27 protein-coding genes are annotated in these 25,861 nt (G+C 40.1%); 13 read left to right on the top strand and 14 right to left on the bottom strand.

The genetic code is table 11. From position 1 onward, the window contains the following. The first annotated feature begins 1 nt into the window (after position 1). The 5 genes from ACPZ3T_RS15560 (at position 2) to nifT (ending at position 2,610) form a co-directional block, all read left to right on the top strand. A complete protein-coding gene (locus ACPZ3T_RS15560; protein ID WP_490277235.1) occupies positions 2 to 241 on the top strand; it encodes an Asr1405/Asl0597 family protein in 240 nt (79 codons plus the stop codon). Positions 242 to 353: 112 nt separating this feature from the next. Beyond that, positions 354 to 548, top strand: a complete 195-nt coding sequence (locus ACPZ3T_RS15555; protein WP_490270390.1) for a DUF2949 domain-containing protein — start codon at positions 354 to 356, stop codon at positions 546 to 548. A gap of 476 nt (positions 549 to 1,024) precedes the next feature. Continuing rightward, entirely contained in the window at positions 1,025 to 2,158 is a 1,134-nt protein-coding gene (gene nifV / locus ACPZ3T_RS15550; protein ID WP_490270389.1) for a homocitrate synthase, read from the top strand. After that, complete coding sequence (locus ACPZ3T_RS15545; protein ID WP_490270388.1) at positions 2,145 to 2,432, top strand: nitrogen fixation protein NifZ; 288 nt, start codon at positions 2,145 to 2,147, stop codon at positions 2,430 to 2,432. The genes nifV and ACPZ3T_RS15545 overlap by 14 nt, the downstream gene beginning before the upstream one ends. Next, positions 2,407 to 2,610 (top strand): putative nitrogen fixation protein NifT, encoded by a 204-nt coding sequence (gene nifT, locus ACPZ3T_RS15540; protein WP_490270387.1) that lies wholly within the window; start codon positions 2,407 to 2,409, stop codon positions 2,608 to 2,610. Before ACPZ3T_RS15545 ends, nifT begins: the two co-directional genes overlap by 26 nt. Here nifT and ACPZ3T_RS15535 read toward each other — a convergent pair. Continuing rightward, the gene (locus ACPZ3T_RS15535) at positions 2,602 to 2,805 is read right to left on the bottom strand and encodes a hypothetical protein (RefSeq protein WP_490270386.1); all 204 of its coding nucleotides are present in this window, start codon (positions 2,803 to 2,805) and stop codon (positions 2,602 to 2,604) included. The two genes, nifT and ACPZ3T_RS15535, sit on opposite strands and share 9 nt — an antisense overlap. Before the next feature lie 23 nt (positions 2,806 to 2,828). Here ACPZ3T_RS15535 and ACPZ3T_RS15530 point away from each other — a divergent pair, with 23 nt between their 5' ends. Further along, positions 2,829 to 3,407 carry a (2Fe-2S) ferredoxin domain-containing protein gene (locus ACPZ3T_RS15530; protein ID WP_490270385.1) on the top strand — a complete coding sequence of 193 codons (579 nt, stop codon included), beginning with the start codon at positions 2,829 to 2,831 and terminating at the stop codon, positions 3,405 to 3,407. 396 nt (positions 3,408 to 3,803) lie between these two features. After that, entirely contained in the window at positions 3,804 to 5,225 is a 1,422-nt protein-coding gene (locus tag ACPZ3T_RS15525) for a hypothetical protein (protein WP_490270384.1), read from the top strand. Positions 5,226 to 5,405: 180 nt separating this feature from the next. Here ACPZ3T_RS15525 and ACPZ3T_RS15520 read toward each other — a convergent pair whose 3' ends face one another. Beyond that, positions 5,406 to 5,903 (bottom strand): hypothetical protein, encoded by a 498-nt coding sequence (locus ACPZ3T_RS15520; protein WP_490270383.1) that lies wholly within the window; start codon positions 5,901 to 5,903, stop codon positions 5,406 to 5,408. A 176-nt stretch (positions 5,904 to 6,079) separates the two neighbouring features. On the opposite strand from ACPZ3T_RS15520, the gene ACPZ3T_RS15515 reads away from it, so the two are divergent. After that, positions 6,080 to 7,762 carry an NAD-binding protein gene (locus tag ACPZ3T_RS15515; RefSeq protein ID WP_490270382.1) on the top strand — a complete coding sequence of 561 codons (1,683 nt, stop codon included), beginning with the start codon at positions 6,080 to 6,082 and terminating at the stop codon, positions 7,760 to 7,762. 11 nt (positions 7,763 to 7,773) lie between these two features. Here ACPZ3T_RS15515 and ACPZ3T_RS15510 read toward each other — a convergent pair whose 3' ends face one another. From ACPZ3T_RS15510 to ACPZ3T_RS15490, 5 genes are all read right to left on the bottom strand, one after another. Continuing rightward, positions 7,774 to 8,646, bottom strand: coding sequence for an MBL fold metallo-hydrolase (locus ACPZ3T_RS15510; protein ID WP_490270381.1), 873 nt, complete (start codon positions 8,644 to 8,646; stop codon positions 7,774 to 7,776). A 485-nt stretch (positions 8,647 to 9,131) separates the two neighbouring features. Then, a complete protein-coding gene (locus tag ACPZ3T_RS15505; RefSeq protein WP_490270380.1) occupies positions 9,132 to 10,253 on the bottom strand; it encodes a geranylgeranyl reductase family protein in 1,122 nt (373 codons plus the stop codon). 255 nt (positions 10,254 to 10,508) lie between these two features. Further along, the gene (frr, locus tag ACPZ3T_RS15500; RefSeq protein WP_490270379.1) at positions 10,509 to 11,057 is read right to left on the bottom strand and encodes a ribosome recycling factor; all 549 of its coding nucleotides are present in this window, start codon (positions 11,055 to 11,057) and stop codon (positions 10,509 to 10,511) included. After that, on the bottom strand, positions 11,044 to 11,772 hold the full coding sequence (pyrH, locus tag ACPZ3T_RS15495) for a UMP kinase (RefSeq protein WP_490270378.1): 729 nt from the start codon (positions 11,770 to 11,772) through the stop codon (positions 11,044 to 11,046). Before pyrH ends, frr begins: the two co-directional genes overlap by 14 nt. A gap of 70 nt (positions 11,773 to 11,842) precedes the next feature. Then, positions 11,843 to 12,397 (bottom strand): thioredoxin family protein, encoded by a 555-nt coding sequence (locus ACPZ3T_RS15490; protein ID WP_490270377.1) that lies wholly within the window; start codon positions 12,395 to 12,397, stop codon positions 11,843 to 11,845. A 305-nt stretch (positions 12,398 to 12,702) separates the two neighbouring features. Between ACPZ3T_RS15490 and ACPZ3T_RS15485 the strand changes: the two genes are divergently transcribed. Beyond that, complete coding sequence (locus tag ACPZ3T_RS15485) at positions 12,703 to 13,623, top strand: alpha/beta fold hydrolase (protein ID WP_490270376.1); 921 nt, start codon at positions 12,703 to 12,705, stop codon at positions 13,621 to 13,623. A gap of 213 nt (positions 13,624 to 13,836) precedes the next feature. Here the strand turns inward: ACPZ3T_RS15485 and ACPZ3T_RS15480 are convergent, their stop codons facing one another. From ACPZ3T_RS15480 to ACPZ3T_RS15455, 6 genes are all read right to left on the bottom strand, one after another. Beyond that, complete coding sequence (locus ACPZ3T_RS15480) at positions 13,837 to 14,139, bottom strand: hypothetical protein (RefSeq protein WP_490270375.1); 303 nt, start codon at positions 14,137 to 14,139, stop codon at positions 13,837 to 13,839. 190 nt (positions 14,140 to 14,329) lie between these two features. After that, a complete protein-coding gene (locus tag ACPZ3T_RS15475) occupies positions 14,330 to 14,566 on the bottom strand; it encodes a hypothetical protein (RefSeq protein ID WP_490270374.1) in 237 nt (78 codons plus the stop codon). Positions 14,567 to 14,832: 266 nt separating this feature from the next. Further along, positions 14,833 to 14,973 carry a hypothetical protein gene (locus tag ACPZ3T_RS15470; RefSeq protein WP_490270373.1) on the bottom strand — a complete coding sequence of 47 codons (141 nt, stop codon included), beginning with the start codon at positions 14,971 to 14,973 and terminating at the stop codon, positions 14,833 to 14,835. Between the two features lie 319 nt (positions 14,974 to 15,292). Next, on the bottom strand, positions 15,293 to 15,514 hold the full coding sequence (locus ACPZ3T_RS15465) for a hypothetical protein (protein ID WP_490270372.1): 222 nt from the start codon (positions 15,512 to 15,514) through the stop codon (positions 15,293 to 15,295). 313 nt (positions 15,515 to 15,827) lie between these two features. Beyond that, the gene (locus ACPZ3T_RS15460) at positions 15,828 to 17,987 is read right to left on the bottom strand and encodes a peptidase domain-containing ABC transporter (protein WP_490277234.1); all 2,160 of its coding nucleotides are present in this window, start codon (positions 17,985 to 17,987) and stop codon (positions 15,828 to 15,830) included. A gap of 238 nt (positions 17,988 to 18,225) precedes the next feature. Then, positions 18,226 to 20,199: a beta-barrel domain-containing protein gene (locus ACPZ3T_RS15455; RefSeq protein ID WP_490270371.1), complete on the bottom strand. Its 1,974-nt coding sequence runs from the start codon at positions 20,197 to 20,199 to the stop codon at positions 18,226 to 18,228. A 1,951-nt stretch (positions 20,200 to 22,150) separates the two neighbouring features. Between ACPZ3T_RS15455 and ACPZ3T_RS15450 the strand changes: the two genes are divergently transcribed. Next, positions 22,151 to 23,836 (top strand): NAD(P)H-quinone oxidoreductase subunit 4, encoded by a 1,686-nt coding sequence (locus ACPZ3T_RS15450; protein ID WP_490277233.1) that lies wholly within the window; start codon positions 22,151 to 22,153, stop codon positions 23,834 to 23,836. On the opposite strand, the gene ACPZ3T_RS15445 is transcribed toward ACPZ3T_RS15450, so the two are convergent. Next, complete coding sequence (locus tag ACPZ3T_RS15445) at positions 23,819 to 23,974, bottom strand: hypothetical protein (RefSeq protein ID WP_490270370.1); 156 nt, start codon at positions 23,972 to 23,974, stop codon at positions 23,819 to 23,821. The genes ACPZ3T_RS15450 and ACPZ3T_RS15445 overlap by 18 nt on opposite strands. Here ACPZ3T_RS15445 and ACPZ3T_RS15440 point away from each other — a divergent pair. The 3 genes from ACPZ3T_RS15440 (at position 23,965) to ACPZ3T_RS15430 (ending at position 25,758) form a co-directional block, all read left to right on the top strand. Further along, a complete protein-coding gene (locus ACPZ3T_RS15440) occupies positions 23,965 to 24,258 on the top strand; it encodes a DUF433 domain-containing protein (RefSeq protein WP_490270369.1) in 294 nt (97 codons plus the stop codon). The two genes, ACPZ3T_RS15445 and ACPZ3T_RS15440, sit on opposite strands and share 10 nt — an antisense overlap. Continuing rightward, positions 24,255 to 24,620 (top strand): DUF5615 family PIN-like protein, encoded by a 366-nt coding sequence (locus ACPZ3T_RS15435; protein WP_490270368.1) that lies wholly within the window; start codon positions 24,255 to 24,257, stop codon positions 24,618 to 24,620. Before ACPZ3T_RS15440 ends, ACPZ3T_RS15435 begins: the two co-directional genes overlap by 4 nt. A gap of 151 nt (positions 24,621 to 24,771) precedes the next feature. Beyond that, the gene (locus ACPZ3T_RS15430) at positions 24,772 to 25,758 is read left to right on the top strand and encodes an STM4015 family protein (RefSeq protein ID WP_490270367.1); all 987 of its coding nucleotides are present in this window, start codon (positions 24,772 to 24,774) and stop codon (positions 25,756 to 25,758) included. Positions 25,759 to 25,861 lie beyond the last annotated feature (103 nt).

The following is a 25,861-nucleotide window of genomic DNA, read 5'->3' as shown; positions in this document are numbered from 1 at the left end:
GATGTTGCCCTCTGATATAGTAGATGATTACCCATTGCAGATACCCTTGTGCGATCGCTGGCAAGTTTATCACCGTTTGCAAGAATTGATGATTCCCTGTTCCTGTCTCCCTGATGGCTCGTTGCGCGTACAAGTTAATAGCTGCTTGACAGCAATTCTAGTTCGCAGTACAGTTATGCAATTTATAGCTCCTCGTCACGAGTTGCTGGACTGGCTAGAGCGTTGTTGGATTAATTCGTAATTCGTATAAGTGTGCTTTTGTTCTGCGTTGAGTAGTAATGTTACAGCACACTAAAAGCCTGACAGCAACATCAGGATTATTTTTTTGACTTTTGACTTCGGAGTGAATCGACGTGACTACTCATAAAGATTTAGAATTGCTAGCTTTTTTACATAATGAACTTGAACTTTCCCATAAAGATATAGCTATAGCTCTAAAACATCGAGAGTTTGATCATGCACCTTTACCGATGTTGCTTTGGCAGTATGGTTTAGTTAATTTAGAACAATTAGATAAAATTTTGGATTGGTTATACAAAAATATTTAATGTTTTTAAATTTATCGTCAATAAATCTTGATTTTTTAATTAGATTCTTAAATTTTAACCTTTTTATTACTTAATTTGTTATTCCATAAATTTATGCAATCAAATCTTTTAAATTCAATATCATAATTTGACGACAATTGAATAAATGAGTTTTTGTTTATCCGTTATTTATGATGATTTTGCGGATATTTTTTAGTATTTATTTTAGGGATTATTGGCTTTTCAAAGTATGTAAACTCTGCGAAAACATTCTTAAATTATACAGAGTTTTTGTCTACTGTCATACAGATATGTTGTTATTGTTTAGGTAATATTTAGAAATGATGAAGATGAATTATTAAAAGTGGGAGCTTAGAGCATTTACCGTTCATTCTTCAGCAGTAATTATTAGCATTTACCAATACTGGAATGTGTTAATTTTGAGCTTTTCCACTGAGAAAATATATTAAGAAAAATTGCTAAGAGGGATGTTTGAGATGACTAAAGTTCTCATTAATGACACTACATTACGTGATGGCGAACAAGCGGCAGGTGTTGCTTTTAGCTTAGAAGAAAAAGTGGCGATCGCTAAATTTCTCGACAGCATTGGTGTTCCCGAATTAGAAGTTGGGATACCGGCAATGGGTGAGGAAGAAATGCGAGCGATTTCTGCAATTTCTAATTTAGGTTTACGTGCGGATTTACTAGCTTGGAATCGCGCCGTTATCTCTGATATTAAAGCTTCTATTGCCTGTGGAATGAAGCGCGTACATATTGCTATCCCAGTTTCCGGTATTCAAATCGCCGCGAAATTCCACGGACAATGGCGGATAAGTCTGCAAAGACTCAAAGATTGTATCAGCTTTGCAGTTGATCAAGGTCTTTGGGTAGCAGTTGGGGGAGAAGATTCCTCCAGAGCTGATGAAAACTTCCTGTTGGATGTTGCACTATCAGCCGAAGAATGGGGTGCATCACGTTTTCGCTATTGTGATACCGTAGGAGTTCTTGATCCTTTCAGCACCTATGGGGAAGTTAAGCAGTTAGTCTCTGCATTATCAATTCCCGTAGAAATTCATACCCACAATGATTTCGGTATGGCTACAGCCAACGCTTTAGCAGGAATTAAAGCTGGTGCTGCATCTGTGAATACTACAGTGATTGGAATGGGTGAGCGAGCTGGTAACGCCGCTTTAGAAGAAGTTGTCATGGCCATTAAACGCATATATGGCGTAGATATGGGAATTGACACACCCCGGTTGTTGGAATTATCACAACTGGTAGCGGCTGCTTCTGGTGCTAGCGTACCACCTTGGAAAGCGATCGTTGGTGAAAATACCTTTGCTCACGAGTCAGGAATCCATGCTCATGGTGTTCTGAAAAACCCTGATACCTACGAACCTTTTGCGCCGGAAGAAGTCGGTTGGGAACGCCGCTTAGTACTAGGTAAACATTCTGGACGACATTTGGTATCTAGTTTATTAAAGCAGCATGGGATTGTTCTCAATGCCGAAGAAACCCAGTCTGTTTTAGATGCAGTGCGCCAACAGTCAGTCAAGAAAAAGCGCAGTTTAACTACAGAAGAACTGCTCAACTTGGTAAAAGAACAGAGGTATTCTCATGCAGCGCGATGAATATGAATTGGATACAGAACCGGTTTTTGACTTAGGAGAAAAAGTCAGACTTCGCAAACAAATTAAGAATGATGGCACATTTCCAGGTCGAGACATCGGTGAAATTTTAGCAAAAAAAGGAGAAATAGGCTACGTAGCGAGTATAGGAACTTTTTTACAACGTTCTTATATTTATGCCGTGCATTTCTTGGAAAAAGGAATCATTGTTGGCTGTCGAGAAAAAGAATTAGAATCTGCTGAGGAAAACCATGAAAGTAATGTTACGGATGAATGATGCAGGCAAATTAACAGTCTACGTTGCTAAAAAAGATTTAGAGGAAGTAGTTGTTAAAGAAACTGATGGTGCTGAAGGTAAGGTTCTGACTTTAGCTAACGGTTGGGAATTAGAATTTCGGGAAATCCCAGATGCCAGTAATTTACCTAAAACAGTAGAGGCTAAAAGACTAGCATAAATGGGCATGGGGAATGGGGCATTGGGCATTGGGCATTGGGCATTGGGCATTGGGCATTGGGCATGGGGCATGGGGCATTGGGCATTGGGGTAAATATTTCTCCCTTGTCTCCCTTGTCTCCCTTGTCTTCCTTGTCTCCCTTATCTCCCTGCCCCCTGCCTCCCCTGCTCCCCTGCCCCCAACCCCCCTATACACCTACTCACTTTTTCAGGCTGAACATGGGTGACAAATTTTTGACGTTATCAGAGTTTAATCTTGAGGGTGATTTTTTGGGTTTTATTGGCAATAAACCTACAAAAATTAAATATTTAAGTCTAGCAATTCCCTCTGGAGATGTGTTAATTAAACTACCAAAAAAATTACGCTCTTGTTTAAGTTCATCTTTAGCAATAGGTGAACGAATTAATATTTATGGCGTGGGGAAATTGCACCGATATAAAGGTACAATTAAACTCAAAGCCTATGAAATTACAAAAATTAGCGATCGCCTCAATTCTACAGACCAAAATTGCCAACATCCCCACACAGATTTACCACCGCAACCATCGGCTAAAATTATGGTGTGCAAAAAATCTGGTTGCATGAAACGGGGTGGTAAAGGTTTATTGTCAGATTTAGAACAAACTTTGTGCGATCGCGGTTTACTAGACAAAGTAACTATCGAACACACAGACTGTCAAAAACGCTGTGGCAGTGCGCCTAACTGTATTGTCATGCTGGGTAAGAAAAAATACAAGAAAAACTGTCCGCAAGCGATCGCGTCTCTTTTGGAACAATACTTAACTGAAATTTGTTAATACCAATTTCATGTGAAGTTGCACATATCTAGATCCCCCTAATACCATTTCTCTAAATCCTGGCTACAGATAATTCTTCCCCTACCCCCTGCCCCCTTGCAGTCTTAGAGGATGTTTGAAAAGTATTGTTATTAACACCAAACTCTCTCTAACCTAACCCCCCTAGCCTAGGCTGTTGACTTTGTCGGTTTTAAGGCAGAATTAGTTCATACAATAATTGTGTCGGAAAAATCCAGCAAAGTCAAAGTCTATGCAAGAGTTTAAAAGCCCAGTGAGTAGATTAGCGAGATTGTTCAAGAAAGGTAGAGAAAACTGGAAAGAGAAGGCGGTCGTAAAACAGAAGCAAATCAGAGCTTTAGAAATAAAAGTGAGAGACTTAACGGATTCGAGAGAGAAGTGGAAAAAGCGTGCGATGGCGGCAGAAGCAAGGTTAAAAAAACTGAAGTTGGAGGAGGAGAGCGAAAAAAAGCAGAAATCGAAAACCAATCAGCCGACATAGAATCGGAGATGGGTGAAACAGACTTAAAGATTAAGGGTCACTATTATGATGTAAAAACAATTCAGCAAGCGATACATTTGTTAATCAACAGTGGGATTAGTTTTAGAGGTGTAGAGAAAGTTTTTGAATTATTTAATGATTGTGAATCACAGGCAACTCCTAGCTTTAGCTGTATTAGAAAATGGTTAGGAAGAATAGCAATATATGAGTTAAAAAGAGAAAAAGAGTATCGCAGGGATTGGATTTACATTGTGGATTTTACTTTAGCATTGGGAAAACATAAAGCTTTAGTTGTGCTAGGGGTGTCACAGGAATACTTATTATCAAATGTAATTGAGGAAAAGAGGGGATTATCACATAAAGACGTAGAAATACTAGCAATAGAAATAATGGAGTCTACCAAAGGAGAAATCATAGAAAAGCAATTAGATAAAATTAGCCAAAGGGTGGGAGTACCAAGACAAATCGTTGCAGATAATAGTAGTGACCTAGCGCGTGGAATCAAGCTATATCAAGAAAATAATCCAGAGGTAATTTATACGCATGATGTGACTCACGCAATGGCATTACTATTAAAATATCAATTAGAATCAGATAAGAGATATCAATCATTTATCCAAAAGTGTAGCATATGTAGGCAGCAATTACAGCAAACAGAATTATCTTTTTTAGCTCCGCCATCACAGCGTTCTCAATGTCGTTATTTTAATATTGAAAGGCTAACTAATTGGGGAATTAAGTTATTAAACTCATCAGTGGAAACTCTAATTAGCCTGATTCCAGATATTGCCCCCACAGTGATTTATCAAAAAGTCAGAGATAAGTTGGGGTGGTTAAATGATTATCAATCAGATTTAATTAAATGGAATCAAATGGTATTGCTAACACGCCGTATCGAAACTGAGCTTAAACAATCAGGAATCAATCATGATTCTCTTGTGCATTTCGCAAATAATCAAGATAATTATGATGATAATTGTCTCCAGAAGCTTCAGCAAGATATTTTGGGTTATCTAGCTGTTCAATGTAACAAAATCAAGCATGAAGGTACTTTTTTGGCTACTTCTGATGTTATTGAATCACTCTTTGGAAAATACAAGCAATTTTCTGCTCGCTGTCCATTTAAAGAAATCAGTCAAATGCTACTAACCATATGTCTATCGACTATGGATTTAACAACTACTGTTGTTAAAAATGCACTTTTAAATATTAGCTTTGCTGATGTTGAAGCATGGTTTCTTCAGGTTTTTGGTCAGTCTTCGCTCTCGAAACGAAAAATATTATTTTCTCCTGATTACGAAGACACAGAAACTGCATGAACTTTTACCCCTAAAAAAAGTACAGAGTCAACAGCCTACCCCTAGCCCCCCTTCCCTACAAGGGAATGGGGGTTTTAAAGCCTCTCTCCTTGTAGGGGAGAGGTTTGGAGAGGGGTTTTTAGTATCCTTGATGACTTTCTAAACATCCTCTTAATTATAAGTCTCTAAGCGAACACGATATTAATCTGCGATCGCCCAACGCACAAAAGGACGAAAAGCTGTTACAGTTTTGTAGAAAATTAAACTATCGGGTGCGTTAATTTTGCGTAAATCCACACGAAAATATGCTTTTTTATTTTTAAATTCTACATTATAAAAAACAGATTCTTCTGAACTGGCTTTCCCAACACAGGTAGCATACTGACTATTTAAAGTCGAAACAAATTCTACAAACTGCTTATTATTAGATGGCAGTAACTTGGTTTCGTTAGCAAAAGCTGTAGTATCTGCTACTACTATATGCTCTGCACCACCTTCATAGGGTATCCCCATCCACCACAATCCCACAGTTTTGGGACAATTACCACTGGTGCGGTTAACATTAAACTGCACATTGGGAGAAAAAATTGGCCCTGGTTCTGGCTGTGGTTGTGCAGATGTGTGATTGGTAATTATTCCTACTATCGCCAATGCGCCTAAAATACCACTAACAATTTTGATGGAAGTGAAGTTTTTCATGATCTTAATATTTGAAATTAGAGTTACTTTGATTACATGACTGAATAGCTCAAATAAAAGTGCCATAATGTGACAAATTATCGTGTTTTTAGTTACAGTTATCCAGCGATAAAGTAAGCAACAATGTTGATTAATCTATAGCGATGCAGCCCTTAGATAAATCATGCTGCTGTTACATGAAACCTCGAATTATTGTTTGCGGCTTAGAACTAACTGGATATAAAATCTTTCGTTTGCTTAGACAACAGGGAGCGTTTGTAGTTGGTATTCATCACAAACCCATCTCTGGGGAAGCAGCAGGCGATGTGATTGTTGGTAATTTATGTGCAGCTGCTACCCTAACAGCAGCCGGAATACAAGAGGCGCACACCTTAGTCATAGCAGGAGGAGATGATGAACTAAATTTATCAATTATGATGCAAGCGCGGGTGTTAAATCCCCGGATTCGGATTATCAACCGCTTATATAATACGAATTTGGGTGAACGTCTCGATAAAACTTTATCAGAACACTTAAGTATGAGTGTTGTGAGTTTAGCCGCACCATTATTCACCTTTGCGGCCTTGGGAAATCAAGCAATCGGGCAAATTAAGTTATATGATCAAACTTGGCCGATTCAAGAAGAATATATTGACGAAAACCATCCTTGGCTCGGTCGTGAATTAGGCGATTTATGGGCAGATCCTACACGAATGCCAATTTATTACTTACCGTTAGAAGGTGAGATAAATTTAATCTCGGCGGTACTATCAGGAGAAAAATTAAAAATAGGCGATCGCTTAATTATTGGCATTCAACCGCGCATCCGTCAAATACGCCGCTCCTTAATTAAAAAATTCCTGAAAATATTCACGAGTATACGGCAATTTCAGCAGCATGGACAATCTGTAGTTGTTGGTGCGATCGTCCTAATGGCAGTGATTATGACTGCTACTCTCACCTATATGTCTACAGAATTAAGTTTATCTGTGGTGGATGCCCTCTATTTCTCCGTAGGCATGATTACAGGTGCAGGTGGCAATGACCAAGTTGTCGAAAACGCCCCCAACAGTATTAAATTATTTACTGTGGTGATGATGCTAGTTGGGGCAGTAGTAATTGGAATTTGGTACGCCATGCTGACCGATTTTGTCTTAGGTAGCCGCTTTAAGCAATTTTGGGATGTAGCCCGTGTTCCCCAGCGTCATCATTATATAGTCTGTGGCTTAAGTGGCATCGGGAATCGCATTGTCCAACAACTCCATAGTAACGGCCATGAAGTTGTAGTCATTGAAACTGACTGCAACAACAAATATATCAACTCTATTCGTGGCTTGGGTATCCCTGTCATTCAAGGTGATGCTAGTTTCCGTACCATCCTGCAAACTAGTAATGTGCATATGGCAGCAGCAGTATTAACTGTGACTAACAATGATGCCACTAATTTAGAAATTGCCCTGAAAGCCAAAGGTTTAGCACCCAAAATTCCCGTTATTGTCCACTACGCCGACCCAGATTTTGCAGGAATGGCAAAACAGGTATTTGACTTTGAAGGTGTACTCAGTTCCGCAGAATTAGCAGCCCCAGCATTTGCAGCTGCGGCTTTGGGTGGACGCATCTTAGGCAATGGCATCACCGCCGATAAACTTTGGGTAGCCTTTGCCACTTTAATTACACCCTCACATCCTTTTTGTCAAAAATTGGTGAAAGACATCGCCATGTCTGCTAATTGTGTACCTTTATATCTGGAAAGGAATACTCAAAGAGTTCAAGGCTGGGATTTACTCATCACTTACCTGGATGAAGGAGATGTTTTATATTTAACGATGCCAGCGAATCATTTATATTTATTGTGGCGAGACGAGCGAGTTCAAGTTTAATAACTTCCACATTACAGGCTTTCCATCAATGCAATACACTTGTCCATTTGCTGACGCATCATCTCGACATCACCATGAAATCGCCGCCCGTGTCCTGGTAACACCCACTCAAAAGTGTACTTTGTCAACTTTCGCATTGATTTAATCTGTTCTGACCACGAATACCAACAGTGATCACGGAATGCAGCTAATTGATGCCGACTTGCTGACCAAGCGAGATGGTCGCCAGTGAACAGAAACTTATTTTTATATAGTAAAACCGTGTGTCCTTTGGTGTGACCCGGAACAGGAATAATTAACAAATCTGGTTCAAGCTGAAATGGTTCTGAAGTTGATAGCTGTATTTCTACATCACGAGTATCTGTATTAATATCCTCAACATGAAGAATGCGATCGCACTCAAAATGTGCAGCAAATTTCTGATGGTCTGCTACATCATCTTGATGACTCAGATACAGATAACGTAGTCCTCCCATTTCTTCTATGCGCTTTACTAAAGGTGGCGTAAATCGGGGAGAATCAACCAATATATTCCCTTGGGAACGTTGAATTAAATAGCTAGTAGCACCATAGGATTTTTCTGAATGATAGCCACAATCATAAACATTTTCTGCTACTAAAATGGGAAAACTTTGTTGAGCAATTTTGATATCTTGGGGCTTTTCAACTGTGCCAATGGAACTCGTAGGACAAGCCAAAAGTGCTTGCAGTGCGGCTAATCTTTCCGCTTCATTCGTTGGTTGATGATGTACTGCTGACTGTTCATCAACACGATAAAAAACTTCAGGAGTCATCCAGCGACAGGTATCACAATCTATGCAGGTACTATCAACATAAAAATCACCTGCAATATTTTGGGGGCGACGAAGATTTAAATTAGCCATGATATACCTCGGTGTGCCTAGCTAGTACCAATTCGTAATTCGTAATTCGTAATTCGTAATTCGTAATTAAGCAAATCAGATACTATCTGGGTTTCAAGGTTGGCATTTCTTGCTTAATTTTGGAGAATTGGTATAGCCCCTATATCAATACGTTAGCAAAACTCACTTGTCTCTATCACAGCCAATGGAGATAATTCGTAATTCGTAATTCGTAATTCATCTGTCTAATGTGCTACCGTGTACACACATCTTTGTGCTGAGTGTAAAATATGACTTCATACCCCCTAGCCCCCCTTAAAAAAGGGGGAACAAGAATCAAAGTCCCCCTTTTTAAGGGGAGACACTGCGTTGGGCGGCTTTGCCGACTCCCTCAGTGTCGTGGATTTAGGGGGATCGAATGACTTGTGTGTACACCGTAGGTCTAATGTGATTTCGATGCCCCTCTCGCCAACCCCTCTCCAATGAGGAAAGGGGCTTAAATTTGGCTAGGATTTTAAACCAGGAATTAATCTTTTGAGTGCGCGGCCAGCAACTTGACTGTAAGAAAGTTCGCCACACAAAACTTTACCCATAATTTGAGTACTGGAAGGACGCTTGATTCCTACTTGATATGCAACATTAGGAAGGCGATAAAATGCTCCTGCTAATTTTTTCGCCCAAGCCATCTCTGAACCCCATCTTTCATGAATAATCTCAGTGTATTGTTCTAAGGCATTGATATTACCAGCAAGTGCTTGATCAATCATTCCGGCTGCTACTAAACCGCTAAAAATGGCAGGACGTATCCCTTCGGCTGTCATGGGGTCAACTACACAAGCTGCTTCGCCTGCTAAAATGGCGTTTTGGGTGTGTAGCTTTTGATTACCATCCCATAGACAAAGGGGATGACCGTATTGTTTACAAGTTTTTACATCTAAATTAAAAGATTGGGCGTACTCAGCGACAATTTTCTTAAAGTCTTGGGGTTGGCCACCAATAAAAGTACCTACGCCAATAGAATAACCATCAGCTTTAGGAAAGTTCCAAATATAGCCGTTTTTGACTAAACCAAATTCAAAATGAATTGTCGATAGGTCTTCTACTGTGGCGGGAACTTCTGCTTCTAAAGCTCCTGCAAGGCGGCGTTTACGGTCTTTGAAGCCTAGCCATTTGGCCATCGGCCCCTTTGCACCGTCGGCGGCGATGAGGTAGCGGCCTGTAAATGCGCCATTGCCTGTATTCACTTGCCAATGGTCGCTATGAAATTCAATACCTGTAACTTCTGTGTTTTCCCGGAGTTCTGCTCCTTGTTTCTGGGCTTGCTGAACTAAAAAATGGTCAAAAATATCGCGTCGCACCATCCAAATTGGTTCTTTTGTGGTGATTTCGGCTTCTACAGGATCATCTAATTTCCAGGTAAAACGAACTGAGTTGACTTTTACGGAAATGGCTGGGCTAAAATCAAAGTCAAACCAATCAGCGATCGCCGGTGACACGCCACCACCACAGGGTTTATATCTAGGTAGGGAGTCTTTTTCTAAAATTAATACTGAACGCCCTTTTTTAGCCAAGTGATATGCTGCTGTTCCACCCGCAGGCCCAGCACCAACAATGATGGTGTCGTACATAATTCAAAATGCAAAATGCAAAATTCAAAATTGATTAACTCACAAAAAAGGGAAAGGTTACAGGGAAAAAGCACATCAACAGGGTGTAGGGGGTAGGGTGTAGGGTGTAGTAAATACGGGATTGGTCGGAGTTTCAAGCTCCGACCAATGCTATCGTCTTGAAAAGATGTGGTTTCAAACCCAAGGGGTGTTGGGGCTGTATATTCCCGACACCCGACACCCCACCCCAACGGGGCTTAATCACCTGTCACCTATTTAGACAGTGGAGATGTCTTTTTCCTTATCTGCTAGTAACTGGTCAATTTTATTAGTAAATTGGTTAGTCAGTTTTTGCAGTTTATCTTGGAGGTCTTTAGATTCATCCTCAGAGATTTCTGAGGCTTTCTCTTGTTTGCGAATGGAGTCTATAGCATCTCGGCGGATGTTACGAATGCCAACGCGACCTTCTTCAGCGTACTTAGCTGCTAACTTGACAAATTCTTTACGACGCTCACCAGTTAGGGGTTGAATGTTTAAGCGAATGACAGAACCGTCATTACTGGGCGTTAAACCGATATCTGAGAGGGAAATTGCCTTTTCGACTAAGCTTAAACTACTTTTGTCGTAGGGCTGAATCAGAATAGTTGTCGCATCTGGGGTACTGATGTTAGCCAGGGATTTTAAAGGTGTAGGTGAACCGTAGTATTCTACTTGCACTTTATCTAATAAACTCGCATTGGCGCGACCAGTGCGAATGGTGTTGAAGGCTTGTTGAGTCGCTTCAACGGTTTTTTGCATTTTACTTTCAGCTTCAGCTAATTTCACACGAACCTCCCACAAGGGTACCGATAGATTCTCCTAATACTGCACGGCGAATATTACCACGCACTGTTAGGTCAAAGACTAAAATGGGGATATTGTTTTCTTTACATAATGCGATCGCGGTACTATCCATTACGCGCAAATCGTTCGCTAAAACATGAGCGTAGGTTAGACTAGTGTAACGTTTGGCATTAGGATAAATTTCCGGGTCAGCATCGTAGATACCATCTACTTTAGTAGCTTTAAAGATTACTTCTGCATCAATTTCTGCGGCTCTTAAGGCTGCTGTCGTATCTGTAGTAAAAAATGGATTACCAGAACCCGCACCAAAAATAACCACCCGACCTTTTTCAAGATGACGGATGGCACGACGACGTATATATGGTTCTGCTAATTCTTGCATAGCGATCGCGGTTTGTACCCGCGTCTGTACTCCTATACGTTCTAGCGAGTCTTGCAGGGTCATGGCGTTCATCACCGTGGCTATCATGCCAATATAATCGGCTGTTGCCCTATCCATCCCTGCCGAGGCTGCTTTCATACCCCGAAAAATATTGCCACCACCCACGACGATGGCAATCTGAACGCCTGTAGCTATCACCTCTGCGATTTCTTGGCCGATTTCTTTGACCACTTCTGGGTCAATGCCATAGCCCATGTTGCCCATTAAGGCTTCACCGCTCAGTTTAAGTAAAACCCGTCGGTAATTCGTTCCCATGAAGTCACGCTTTATCAAAAAAGTTGCAATTGCCTCCAATTTAAGATAGCAGTAGTATGGCTATATCTGTCTATATTCGCCAGATTATTGAAGTGCCTACTGGTTGTGTTTCAGGTATGGTGATTGCTTCACCTTTAAATAAAGCAGCGATCGCATTTCTGAGATAGTCTTCACCTGTACCTAGTGGGGCATGAGGATGATTGTCAATCTGTCCTCTATATCGCAATATACCATGACTGTCTACCACAAAGGCCATTGGTGTAGCGATCGCCCCAAAACTCCGGCTCACATCTTGGGTTGAGTCCCATAGGTAAGGAAAGTTCAACTCGTTATTTTCCGCAAAAACCTTCATGCTTTCCAAGTTGTTCCCTGGGGTTTCAGTAGAATCACTGGCATTTATCCCCATTAAAATAAATCCTGCTGTAGCAAATTCTGCTTGAATTTGTTTTAGTCGATTGAGATATAAATTTACATAAGGGCAATGGTGGCACATCGAAATGACACCAACCACCCGAAAATTCTCTAAATAACGTCTCAGATGATGTACTTGATTGTCAATGCCTGGTAATTCAAAATCTGGTGCGTAGCCACCAACAGGAGTACCACTTGTTTCAGTTCTAGTCATCTTCTTATACTGGAAGGTACTAGCAATAAATAATCTAAGTTAGGCTTTGCGTCAATTTTCAGATGCAAACCACCCATGAGTAGATGCTTAACATTCAATATATCTTATAAGCAGATTGGAGATACGCAACTTGTAAAACTACTGAATTTACCTCTAGGTTATCTTGATAAACTTTGAGATAAAAAATATCTTCACTACCCTTGATATGAATGTTTAAAATGATATTCATCAATAAGTATTCATGCCTTTGAGCTTTTTATTTTTGAAATTTGTATCATAAATTTTTTACTATTCATAACTTAATCATGACTACTCAGACCATTAACTCTGATTCCACAAAAACTTGGATTTGGCGAGGCTTCCCCATTTGCTATCAAACTCAAGGAAATACAGGGCCATCTGTAGTCCTAGTACATGGTTTTGGGGCTTCGTGGTTGCATTGGCGGAAAAATATACCAACCCTCGCAGAAAATTGCCGTGTTTATGCCCTAGATTTAATTGGTTTTGGGGCTTCAGCTAAACCACAACCAGAAATTGAAATGGCATACACACTAGAAAATTGGGGACAGCAAGTAGCAGATTTTTGTCGAGAAGTGGTAGGTGAACCAGCGTTTTTAGTAGGCAATTCTATTGGCTGTATTGTAATCATGCAAACAGCCGTAAGTCACCCAGACATAGCACTGGGAATTACTTTAATTAATTGTTCTTTAAGATTATTACACGATCGCAAACGACCTACTTTACCTTGGACTCGTCGTTTCGGCGCGCCCGTATTACAACGCATCTTATCTATCAAACCAGTTGGTAAATTCTTTTTTAATCAAGTCGCACAGCCAAAAACAGTCCGCAAAATCTTATTGCAAGCCTATGCTAACGCTGAAGTGGTTACAGATGAATTAGTAGATATTCTCACAGCACCAGCCAAAGATCCTGGTGCAGTAGCTGTATTTTTAGCTTTCACTTCATATTCTAGCGGGCCTTTGCCAGAAGACCTTTTACCTATACTTCCTTGTCCAGCCATTATTTTATGGGGAACAGCCGACCCCTGGGAAAACATAGAATTAGGTAGAGAATTAGCCAATTATCCCCAAGTTCTGAAATTTATCCCCTTAGAAGCTGTAGGACATTGCCCCCAAGATGAAGCACCGGAATTAGTCAACCCAATTATACAAGACTGGGTTTGGGAGCGTTCCCAAATATTAGCAGCAGAAAAACTCAATACATGAATTTTCATCAATTGACAGCAAAAAAAACAAGTCTGATGTGTTTTATCTGCGTTACACAGAAAAACAATCAAGACTTGTAATCATGGGTTTATGCTGTTAACTACTATGTCTACATAATTGATAGAAATAGAGAACTAATCAAGTCGAAGTTCGATATTGTTCAGGAGTCAAAAATGTTGTTGAGATTACAAACAATCGTGTGTTTTGTTTAAATTACCTCCAGACACGACCAAAACCACCACCGTAACGAGGTCTACCAAAACCACCACCGTAACCAGGTTTACCATAACCACCACCGTAACCAGGGCTACCATAACCACCACCATAACCAGGGCTACCATAACCACCACCATAACCAGGGCTACCGCAACCACCACCATAGCCAGGGGTAATTAAACGGCCAAAACCGTAACCAGGGCTACCACAGCCACCACCGCAGCCTCCTCCGGCTAGTTGCTGTTGTTCTTCTGCGGATAATTCTACGAGTAAATCAGATGGAAGAACTTGATTTGTCATGATTATTGACCTCATTTTCATAACTATTGCTATTGAGTTTGGGAGAGGAGTAGGAAGCTAGGTGCTACATCTAACACCTAGCATTGATCTCTCATCTCTGTTCCCTGAATTTAAGTTCTTAAAAGAACACAGAAAGCTGACTAGAATCGCTCAAAACTTTCTTCATATTGAGCGATTTTTCTGAATTTAATTAGTCTTCACCTCTACCATATGCGCCGCCACTTAAGCACTTGGCAAATGGTGTGACTGTGATGATATTACCAACAGCCAAACGTGCTGACATTGGTTCAACTGTTTCAGGTTCTTCACTTTCTGCTGGCATGGTAGATGCTGGTTGTGGACAACGACACATACCACCAGCTAAAAATTGCTGTTCTTCTGTGGATAATTCCATCAATAAATCGGATGCAATTGTTTGGGTCAACATAATTTATTACCTCACTTACGTTACATAGGTGTTCATCACCTATGATTTATTTATAATGTAATTTTTGGATAAATAAATTGTCCTATAGATATATAAAAAATCTAAAATATCTATCTTCAGGTTATTAAAATAGAGTTCAATTCTTCAAGTCAATATGTTTTTTATTCTGCTAGTTTGCTCTCAAAAAAAACACCTATGAAGATATATCTTCATAGGTGTATAACTAAAGTTCAAACTATGGAACTAATCCATTTAGTTTTCTACAATTAATCTTTATAACATTCGTAGCAGTAGCACCGGGAACACTCATATTCTCTGTCTTTCTTCTTTTTTCCTCCAGAGATCAAGTGCTGTTCTTCTGTAGATAATTCTACAAACAAATTGGATACAGCGACTTTATTTGCCATAAATTATTTACCTCACTTTCGTACATGGTTTTTACTTAGCACCCTTGGGGATGAAAAGACCTTAATGGGTGCAGATTCACGGTTAAATATTTGAGTTAGACCGTGTAGACATGAGCATCAGTTTTGCCAAGTTATTTGCAATTAGAAACATAGTAAACAGCAAAATTGGCAATTATAATTAGTAATTACTTGTCTGCTGTTACTATAGTTTCTTAATGCCTCAAAGGAAGTAGAAGAATGAGCAGAATTTTATAAAGGTAAATTACTTTTAATAAAATCTATCAATCCTCTACTATGCTTAAGTTATGGTTGAAGAAGACTAGTTTCTTCCAACTTTTTGAATGCGGACAATGGCTCTAGTTCGGCTGGTTTTGGTAATTCTGTAAGTACCAGTACGGAAACTCATGAACTGATCAGAACCGTCATTATCGCTGTCTTGAAGGTCTAAATCATCTTGTGTTCTACCTTGTCCGCCAGCTAGAATTTGCTGTTGTTCTGCGGATAAGTCTTCGAGCAAATCAGACATCATTAAAGTTGACATAAAATTCTTACCTCACTTACGTTTATTCATTTATAGGTGGTGATCACCTATGTTTTTTATTATTAGATAGTTCCTCTGATATTTAACTAATCTCAGGTGGTAAAGTGTGATATATTTATTTATGTCTATTGATACATGAAATCCAATAAAGCATCAAGGCTATTACTAATAAAAAATAAATCTAGTTTATAGTGTTATTTGAATTTATTTATAGAAAAATAGATGCACAAATTTGCACATCTATAAGACGTTTATTGCAATTCGGAATCTTAGTAAATTTTAAATGTTTAATGCCTTAATCTGACAATAAAATTTACACAGATAAAAACTTTAAATGTTCTCCGGGTTGAGCCTGTAAATTTTCTAGAGTGCCTTGCATTTGAACTTTACCTTGATCTAACAAAACAATCCAATCAGCACGCTGCACAACACTCGGACGATGGGTAATTAAAATTGTAGTTTTACCTTGACGATGTTCTAAGAGGCGATCTAAAACATTAGTTTCACTAACTGGGTCTAATCCGGCAGTAGCTTCATCTAAAATTAGTATAGGTGGATTAGTGAGAATACCTCTAGCGATCGCTAATCTTTGTTTCTGTCCACCAGAGAGATTTGCACCAAATTCTCCTAACACCGTTTGATACTTATTAGGTAGTTGACTAATAAAACTATCGGCATCAGCAACATGACAAGCCGTGACAATTTCCTCAAAAGAAATATGTGGTGTTCCTAAGCGAAAATTATCTAAAATCGAGCGACTCCAAAAGTGTGGTTCTTGGGGTACATAAACTACTTGTTGTCGTAAACAATCCAGAGATAAATCGTGAATATTATAAAACCCAATGCGGATATTACCAGAATTTGGTTGATATAAACCCGCCATTAATTTCGCTAAAGAACTTTTACCACAGCCGGACTTACCAATCAAAGCAATCGCCTTGCCACCAGGGAGTTTTAGGGAAAAATCTTCTAATAAATCGACTCTCCCAGGATGGTGAAAATTGATATGAGAAAACCGAATATCTGTATCGCCTGCTATTTGTGCAACTGGCTTTTGTGCTTTGTCATCTTCTTCTGGAGTTGCATCAATGACTTCTAACAACCGAGCAACAGCAGTTTGAGAACGAAAATATTCATCAACTAAACCTACTAACGTCCCGATTAATGCCAAAACATTAAATTGCAAAGCATTAATCGCCAGCATTTGACCAATACTTAATTGTCCTTGTACCACTAGAATACTACCTAGACCGAGTAAAATTACACCGCCAATTGTCGATAGGAATTTTACTAGGGTATTATTAATAATGCCAATTTGAATAGTACTGAAAGTCAAGTTAGCTAGACGACCAAAACGACCTTGTAATTCATCCCAAAATTGCGGTGCAGCATTAGTAGTTTTTAGTACCTGTGCGCCTTTAAAGGTTTCGACTAACACACCTTGATTTTCTGCACCTAACACTAAGAGATGACGGGTTTTTTGTTGCAGAACTGGTAAAAGCGGCAGACTCGATAAACTCATTAAACCACCAATTAACACAACTGCGATCGCCAACTGCCAACTATAAAACAGCATCAAGGCAAAAGAAATCACCGCAATGAAAAATTGACTAGGTAACAGAACCACAATCTGAGATACTAACTGATTAATTTCATTAATATCTCTGAGTCGGCTGGTGATTTCTCCACTCCGACGAGCTTCGTAATAAGTCAAAGGTAATTGTAATATTCTGCGTCCAAACTCCAACACCAAACCTAATTGCAGCCGTTGCCCAAAATGAGCAATCATTGTAGATTCCAATAACTCTAGAGTGCTACCAAATAGAGTCATTACCACAACACCTATAACTACAACACCCAATAACTGGGTATCTCCCCTCACTAAAACATCATCTGTCAGCAATTGAATGAGAACCGGAGTACCTAAACCCAGTATCCCCATGACGATATTGAGTAGAAAAACCTGGAGCAATAGCCCGCGATAGGGCGCAATACGCTGAAGAAAGCGCACAAAACCCGCCTGGGGTGTTTCTTGGGGTTGTTGAGCAAAACGGTGAGGATCTGGCTCAATTAAGAGCATCACCCCATTCCAAGCGGCTGTTAACTCTTCCTTGCTGACGTAACGCAAACCCACCGCAGGATCAGCAATGACATATTTTTTCCCTCGCTTGTCGTGTAAAACTACCCAGTGATAGCCCTGCCAGTGAATAATAACTGGTAGCCGTAGTTCTTTGATTCTGTCAATGATTTCAGGTGATGCTTTCACAGCTCTGCTATTAAAGCCAAGATGATCAGAACCACGTTTGAGGCCTAATAAAGTTGTTCCTAATTGTCCTGTGCCTACTGCTTCTCGGCTTTTATTTAAACTTAAAAACCGTCCATAACGCCTGCAAATTGTCACCAGACAAGCTGCGCCGCAATCTTCTTCACTAAACTGTAAAACACAAGGGTAATTTTTTTTTAAATTAAACATAATCAATTCAAAATTAAAGAATTTTGGGCATGGGGCATGGGGCATGGGGCATCGGGCATCGGGCATCGGGCATGGGGCATCGGGCATGGGGCATCGGGCATCGGGTATGGGGCATTGGGATAAAATCTCCTATGCTTCCTTGTCCCCCTTGTCCCCCTTGTCTCCCTTGTCCCCCTTGTCTCCCTTGTCTCCCTTGTCTCCCTCCCCCTGCTCCCTGCTCCCCTGCCCCCTGCCTCCCTTACACATCCGTAATTAACCTCGCTTTACGCAGGATGAACTGTAGTACAGTTTCTTGGCGGGAGATAATATCGGCTTGCCCTTCCATACCTGATTTGAGTTGACAAGGCCTTTCACTTCTGCCAACGTAGGGGGTTTGAGGTGCAATAATCACTTCATAGCCGGCTTTGGTGGGGGTGGGTGATGGGGTATTGTTGGCAACGGGTAGGGCATCGGGGGCGATGGTTTTGACTGTGCCTTTGAGAGTGCCGTAGTCTGGATAAGGACAGGCGGAAACTCGCATTTGGACTTGTTGACCGGGTTTGACTTTGTTAATTTCTTGTGATGGGACATAAGCTCTAATTAAAATAGGGGCATTAATTGGAGCTATTTGAGCGATCGCTTCACTTGGTTGTACTACTTGCCCGGAGTTTCGCAAATTTAACTGCAATACTGTCCCTGCAATGGGTGCGCGAATTACACTCTGATTGATGTCGTTGTCGGTTTGTTGTAGTTCTTTACGAGTTCTATCTAGTTGGGTTTGGAATTGCAGGCGTTGTTGTAATAGGGTTTCTCTTTCTTTGTTCAAGGCTGCTAAGGTAGCTTCACCTTTAGCTCGTTCTTGCTGAATGCGTTCAGCTGCTACAGTCACAGGTGTATGACTAGGATTAAGGGCGGTTTGGGCTTTAATAATGTTGGTTTGGGCGGTTGTTAAGGCTTGTTCTTTTTCTTCCAGGAGATTTTTAGCGTTGGCTTTGGCTTGTGCTAGTTTGGCTTCGGCGGAAATTACCGCTTGTTCTTTTTCTTCCAGGAGATTTTTAGCGTTGGCTTTGGCTTGTGCTAATTTGGCTTCGGCGGAAATCACCGCTTGTTCTTTTTCTTCCAGGAGATTTTTAGCGTTGGCTTTGGCTTGTGCTAATTTGGCTTCGGCAGCAATTACCGCTTGTGCTTTTTCTTCCAGGAGATTTTTAGCGTTGGCTTTGGCTTGTGCTAATTTGGCTTCGGCAGCAATTACCGCTTGTACTTTTTCTTCATAGACATTACGAGCGATCGCACCTGATGCTACTATCGGTTGCATTCTATCTCGCTGTACTCTGGCTAAATTCAAAGCAGATTCAGCTTCTTCGATGGTTGTTTGTAATAGCTTTTCCCGTTGCAAGCGATCGCGTTGTGCTTTGGCTAATTCTAAGGCTGCTTCTGTTTCCCCTACTGTGGCCGTTAACAGCTTGTCTTTCTGTAAGCGATCGCGTTGTTCTCTCGCTAACTTTAAAGCCGTTTCCGCTTCTTGGATATTCGCCCTTAAAAGGTTTTCTCGTTGTAGGCGATCGCGTTGTGCTGTGGCTAATTCTAAGGCTGCTTGTGTTTCTTGAATAGTCGCTTGGAGGAGGTTTTCTCGTTGTAGGCGATCGCGCTGTATCCTCGCTAAAGTTAAAGCAGCTTGTGCCTGTCCCATATCCGCCATAGCTGTAATTTGCTGATCTCTATAGTTGCGTTGTGTGCCACTTAGTTCAGCTTGTGATGCGATCGCAATCCGATTATTTAAGTTTGTCTGTGCAGCAATTTGAGTATCTATTTCTCGCAACTGAGCATCAATGTTATGAAATTGTAATTGGCTTTGTTCAATCACATTAATTAATTGACTCTTTTGATTTTCTAGCCTCGAACTATCAATATAAGCAATCGCTTCTCCTGGTGCTACCGTTTGATTTTCTGTAACAGCAATTTTGGCGATTTTCCCACTAATCAGTGACTGTACAAGCTTAATGTCTCCCACCGGGCGAATCGTTGCAGGTACTTTCACAGTCACGTTGTATTTCAACACAGATGTCAAGGCAACCCCAGCCACAAAAATACTTAATACTACCCCTCCACCAATACTTGTCCATTTACCCAAATGGGGCAGAAACTCATTAACTTCTAGTAGAGGAAGTTGCTCTGGAATCGGCTGATTTAACTGATGCCAAAAATTATTTTCCTGGCGGCGTAAGGTGTTCACAGTATTGCACCTTCCATAAAAATTCAAAATTCAAAATTCAAAATTAAAGACAGTTGGAGTTGGGGATTTCAACCCTAAATCAACTGATAAGTAGAACGACTTAAAAAAAACCAAACTATGTCAAGTAATGTAAAAAAATTGAATTTAGTTCGTAGTAAGGACTTTAGTCCTCTCTTAAGGACTAAAGTCCTCACTACAAACCTTTAATTATTTACACCGTTCTACTTACTACGTGTAGACGTAGGGATATTAAAGCTTTGAATTGACGATAATTGGGGAATTTTGAGACGCGATCGCCCATACCTATTTCTTCAGGCATAAATAACAGTCTCAACTGTAAAATATTCATGACATTAGCAAAAATTATCGTTGATTATTGATATAATCATCGCAGGGGAACAAGGAAAAATTACCCCGTCTGGTAATTAATTTCCTGATAGCTCTAGCGTTGGTAGCGTCTAGAGAAAATAGAGGAGAACGCTCAAACTCCCTCAAAAACCTCACTTACATTGAGCGAGTTCATATCATCTCCTCTCCCCCTTTTTCCCTGACGAACTCCTAAGAAATAAGGCAGGGGGCAGGGGGCAGGGAGCAGGAGGAAAGAGGATTTTACTTGTTTCTTTCGCACTTTCCGTAGGTGAGCCTCCGTTGTAGACTCATGTGTAATTCGTAATTCCTAAACCGTTAAATTTACATAGCAAAGCCTTACCTCTGGTTAATTAAGCAACTCAGATTTGATGAGGATTGATTTAGTTGTATATTGTGTCTAATTTTGACAAATTGATAATTTCAATCCAGTAGGGGATGCAAATTGCAGTGTGGATTTTCCTCCTGCAATATTGCCGTTGTGTTAGGCGTAAGCCGTAACGCACCAAAAGCTTTGATAGAAGGTTTTGTACTCTCGGTGCTAACACATCCTCTCTGTATTTGAAAAATCAAACACGAGTCTTTTGTCTTTTGTCTAAGTAGAACGAGTTGAAAAAACCAACTATGTTAAATAATGTAAAAAGACTAAAATTGAGTTCGTAGTAAGGACTTTAGTCCTGATTTGAGAACTAAAGTTCTCACTACAAACCTTTAATTATTTACCCTGTTCTACTTAAACAGAGAATAAAAATCTAGTAATTTAGTAATATAACCCGATTAAATCTATCCAATATCCTGCCAGACAATTGATCATCTGGCGTAATAAATTCTGTCCATTTCCCAAGACTAAAACTCTTGGTCAGGTTTGTAGTCTTATTAACCTAATATCAATTCAAACAATATTTGCTTCTTTTCTCAAGATAAGATTGCTCATATCTGAACAACCAACTTATAGCAAATATCCAAAATTCAGCAACATTTCTGCTATTACAGCTTGAAGTTACACGATCATTATTGAAGGTAGTTGACTGTTGACTGTTAACAGTTAACAGAAAAATCAGTGTGTAATCTTCAGACTCTGATAATGGCTGATAGATTCCCCACATTTACGAGTCTACTGCAATGATGGAGTTATTCTGCACAGCACTTGCAGATTGTTGGTAAATAGATATAAGAAAAATTTATTGATAAACCCATAAACATGATTGTTGCCCTCACTTACATGACGAGGTGTATTACCTCCTACGAACTTAACTATAAGGACTCCTCACAGATAATTCATAAACCTGGAGACAGAAATCATACTCCTAAATTTACTACTTAAGATAGATGCAAATTGAAGCTGATTAGTTATCAGTTATAGTCCAAGCCAGATAGATGAGGACATTAAGCTTACTACAACCCTGACATTGAAAGGCTTTCAGTTGTGCCAACTGTCAACTGTCACCCGTTAACAGCTATCATCTGACCGATAAGGTTGTATCTATACTCAAGTGCGATAAATGCTATGAAGATTTATTTGGATAAGTTTACAAAGTTTAATACAATGGTGTTATTCACACATTAAGTATTTTTGCTCACTGCCATGATAGCTGATGGATTTCCTTGGCTAACCGCGATTATTCTACTGCCACTCGTTGCTTCCTTTGCCATTCCCCTGCTGCCCGACAAAGATGGCAAGCTGGTGCGATGGTATGCCCTGGGTGTAGGTATCGCGGATTTTGTTTTGATGTGCTACACCTTTTGGCAGCATTACGATGCTAGCAGTGCGACTTTTCAACTCGCGGAGAAATACGCCTGGGTACCTCAGTTGGGCTTTAGCTGGGCTGTTTCCGTTGATGGCATCTCCATGCCTCTTGTACTGCTGGCAGGATTTGTTACAACGCTGTCGATGTTGGCAGCTTGGCAAGTTAACCTTAAGCCTCGCCTGTTCTACTTTTTAATGCTGGTGCTGTATTCAGCACAAATCGGCGTATTTGTTGCCCAAGATTTACTATTGTTCTTTATTATGTGGGAACTAGAACTAGTTCCTGTCTATCTCCTGGTATCTATTTGGGGCGGTCAAAAACGCCGTTATGCTGCTACAAAATTCTTGCTTTACACCGCAGCCGCTTCCATTTTTATCCTCGTAGCTGGGCTAGCAATGGCTCTCTATGGCGACAATACCACCTTTGATATTGTGGAACTGGGTGCAAAAAATTACCCCCTCGCTTTAGAATTATTACTCTATGCCGGCTTGCTCATTGCGTTTGGCGTGAAGTTGGCGATTTTCCCCTTACATACCTGGTTGCCTGATGCCCACGGTGAAGCTTCTGCCCCCGTATCGATGATTTTGGCAGGCGTGTTGTTAAAAATGGGCGGATATGGATTAATTCGCCTGAATTTAGAATTACTTTCTGATGCCCATATTTACTTTGCTCCAGTTTTAGCAACTTTAGGTGTCATCAATATTATTTACGGTGCGTTAAATTCCTTCGCCCAAACCCACATGAAACGCCGCCTAGCTTACTCCTCTGTGTCTCACATGGGGTTTGTGCTGTTGGGTATCGCTTCTTTCACCGATGTGGGTGTGAGTGGTGCTATGTTGCAAATGCTGTCTCACGGTTTAATTGCTGCGGTGTTGTTCTTCTTGGCTGGTGTTACTTACGACCGCACCCACACAATGGCAATGGACAGTTTAGGCGGTATTGGTCAAATCATGCCGAAAGTGTTTGCTTTATTTACCGCCGGTACAATGGCTTCCTTAGCACTGCCTGGGATGAGTGGCTTTGTCAGTGAACTGCAAGTATTTGTGGGTGTTACCACTAGCGACATTTACAGTTCTAGTTTCTGTACTGTGATGGTATTCCTCGCCGCCGTGGGAGTTATCCTCACACCGATTTATCTGCTATCAATGTTGAGACAGGTATTTTACGGCACTGGCGCGGAATTATCTTGCAATATTAATAATTCAGCTTACGAAAACCAGGAAGATGAAGGTACAGTTTGTTTTGGGACAGACTGTTTACTACCTAGCCAAGCAGTATATAGAGATGCTACCCCCAGGGAACTGTTTATTGCGGCTAGTTTCTTGGTATTGATTATTGGTGTGGGTGTTTATCCGAAGTTAGCTACTCAAATGTATGATGTAAAAACGGTAGCTGTTAATACTCAAGTACGGCAATCTTATACTGAAATTGCCCAAACTAATCCCGGAATATATGCAAAGGGATTTCTTTCCCCCAAAATCACAGAACCTGAAGTGATGGCAGTTTCAGGAATTATCAAATAAATCAACCTCTAGATACTGAATAATATTAAGCGATCGCTCCCCCATCAAGCGATCGCTTTTTCTTTGCGCTGCCAAGATCATATACGATAGGAAAATAGACAAGCGATCGCCGATAGCAAGAGAAAAACATGGTAGCAATAGTTGATATTGGCACTTTGATTATCAGGATACCTGAAGTTTGTGGAGGTCGTCCTTGCATTGCTGGGACACGCATGACAGTTCAAAATATTGTCATGGATTCCCAAAAGGGCTTATCTCCTCAAGATATAGTCAGAGAATATCCACAGTTATCTCTAGCGCAAGTCCATGCAGCTCTTGCATATTACTATGCTAATCAACAGACAATGGATAGAGAAATTGCCGCTTATCAAGCAGAATGTGAAGCTCTTGAAACGAAGTGGATGTCAGGTAATTTTGCGTGAGCCAAATTCGCTTTTATTTAGATGAAGATGCAGGAAAGAAATCATTAGCTAATGGTTTACGTAATGCTGGAGTAGATGTAATTACAACCGTTGAAGCAAATAGAATTTCATCAACAGATGAAAGTCAAATAATTTGGGCAAGGCAACAGAGCTACATTATTTATACTTTCAATGTTGGTGATTTTTGTCGATTGCATAATCTTTATATTGAACAGCAAAAAAAGCATTCAGGTATTGTAGTTGCTGCCAAGCAAAGTTATTCTATCGGAGAGCAATTGCGAGGTTTACTGAAGTTAGTAGCAAGTATGGAAGCCGAGGATATGGAGAATCAGTTGGTTTTCCTGCGATCGCTACTACAATAACCTAAACCAACCCTAATATTCTTTTCTCCACGACTAGACAACACAATAAAACAAATGTACTATTAAATTAATGCTCAAGATATTGGCAAAAGTTAGCATATTCACATAGATTTATGGTGAAACTTATTACCTATCCAGGGATAAAGGCATCATGACAGACAATCAGTGGCAACTTCAAGAAAGATTGCAGAAATATCCAGGTTATCGTGGTGAACATACTACCACCTTCGCTAACCGAAAAGTCGTACAATTCACTCCAGAGACGGTAATTAGTGACCCTGTAAATACAGCTTATGCCATCAGATGTGAATATGATGATGAAGAAAACGCTGTAGATAAACTAGCAAAACTACTAGAAGATGAGCAAGCTAGTAACCTGGAAGCTTTAGTATTTGGTGTTTGGAATGGGGATATGACTTACACTAGTTCCCAGGATCTAATTACAGCTTTAGTGTCTGCTAAAGAACAGTTGATAAATTTGCAAGCATTATTTATTGGAGATATCCACTACGAAGAAAGTGAAATTTCCTGGATTGTCCAGAGTGATATTAGCCCCATCTTAGAAGCTTACCCTAATTTGCAAATATTGCAAGTTCGAGGCGGTGAGGGTTTAGTTTTTAGTCCCTTCGTTGGACATGAGCATTTAAAAGCATTGATTATTGAAACTGGTGGTTTAAGTAGTGTCACAGTTAACCAAATTTGTGCCTTGAACTTACCAAAATTGCAGCATTTAGAATTATGGCTAGGTTCAGATTATTATGGTGGCGATTCCTCCATTGCTGACTTAAATCCTATATTAGTAGAACAGAAATTTCCTAACTTATTTTATTTAGGATTGCGGAATAGCGAATATTCTGATGATATTGCAGAAGCATTAGTAAGTTCTCCCCTACTTAATACCATCAGAATTATTGATTTATCAATGGGAACTCTCAGCGATGCCGGTGCAGAATTGCTGTTGAAAAATCCTGTAGTGCAGCAATTAGATATTCTCAATCTCTCGGAAAATTACCTATCAGAAGAAATTGTTAACTTTGTAGAAGAACAACAAGATAATTTTCACGTTCAAATCATGATTAATGGACAAAGACAGGACGAATACGACGAAGACGAGCGTTATTGTGCGGTTGCAGAATAATTCGTAATTCGTAATTCGTAATTCGTAATTCGTAATTCGTAATTCGTAATTCGTAATTCGTAATTCCCTACGGGTATTAAACGATTATTATTCTTTATCTACC

The organism is Aliinostoc maniaoense (genome assembly GCF_058172895.1).
The sequence above is the reverse complement of the archived record's forward strand: the minus strand, read 5'-3'. Positions and strand labels throughout refer to the sequence as shown.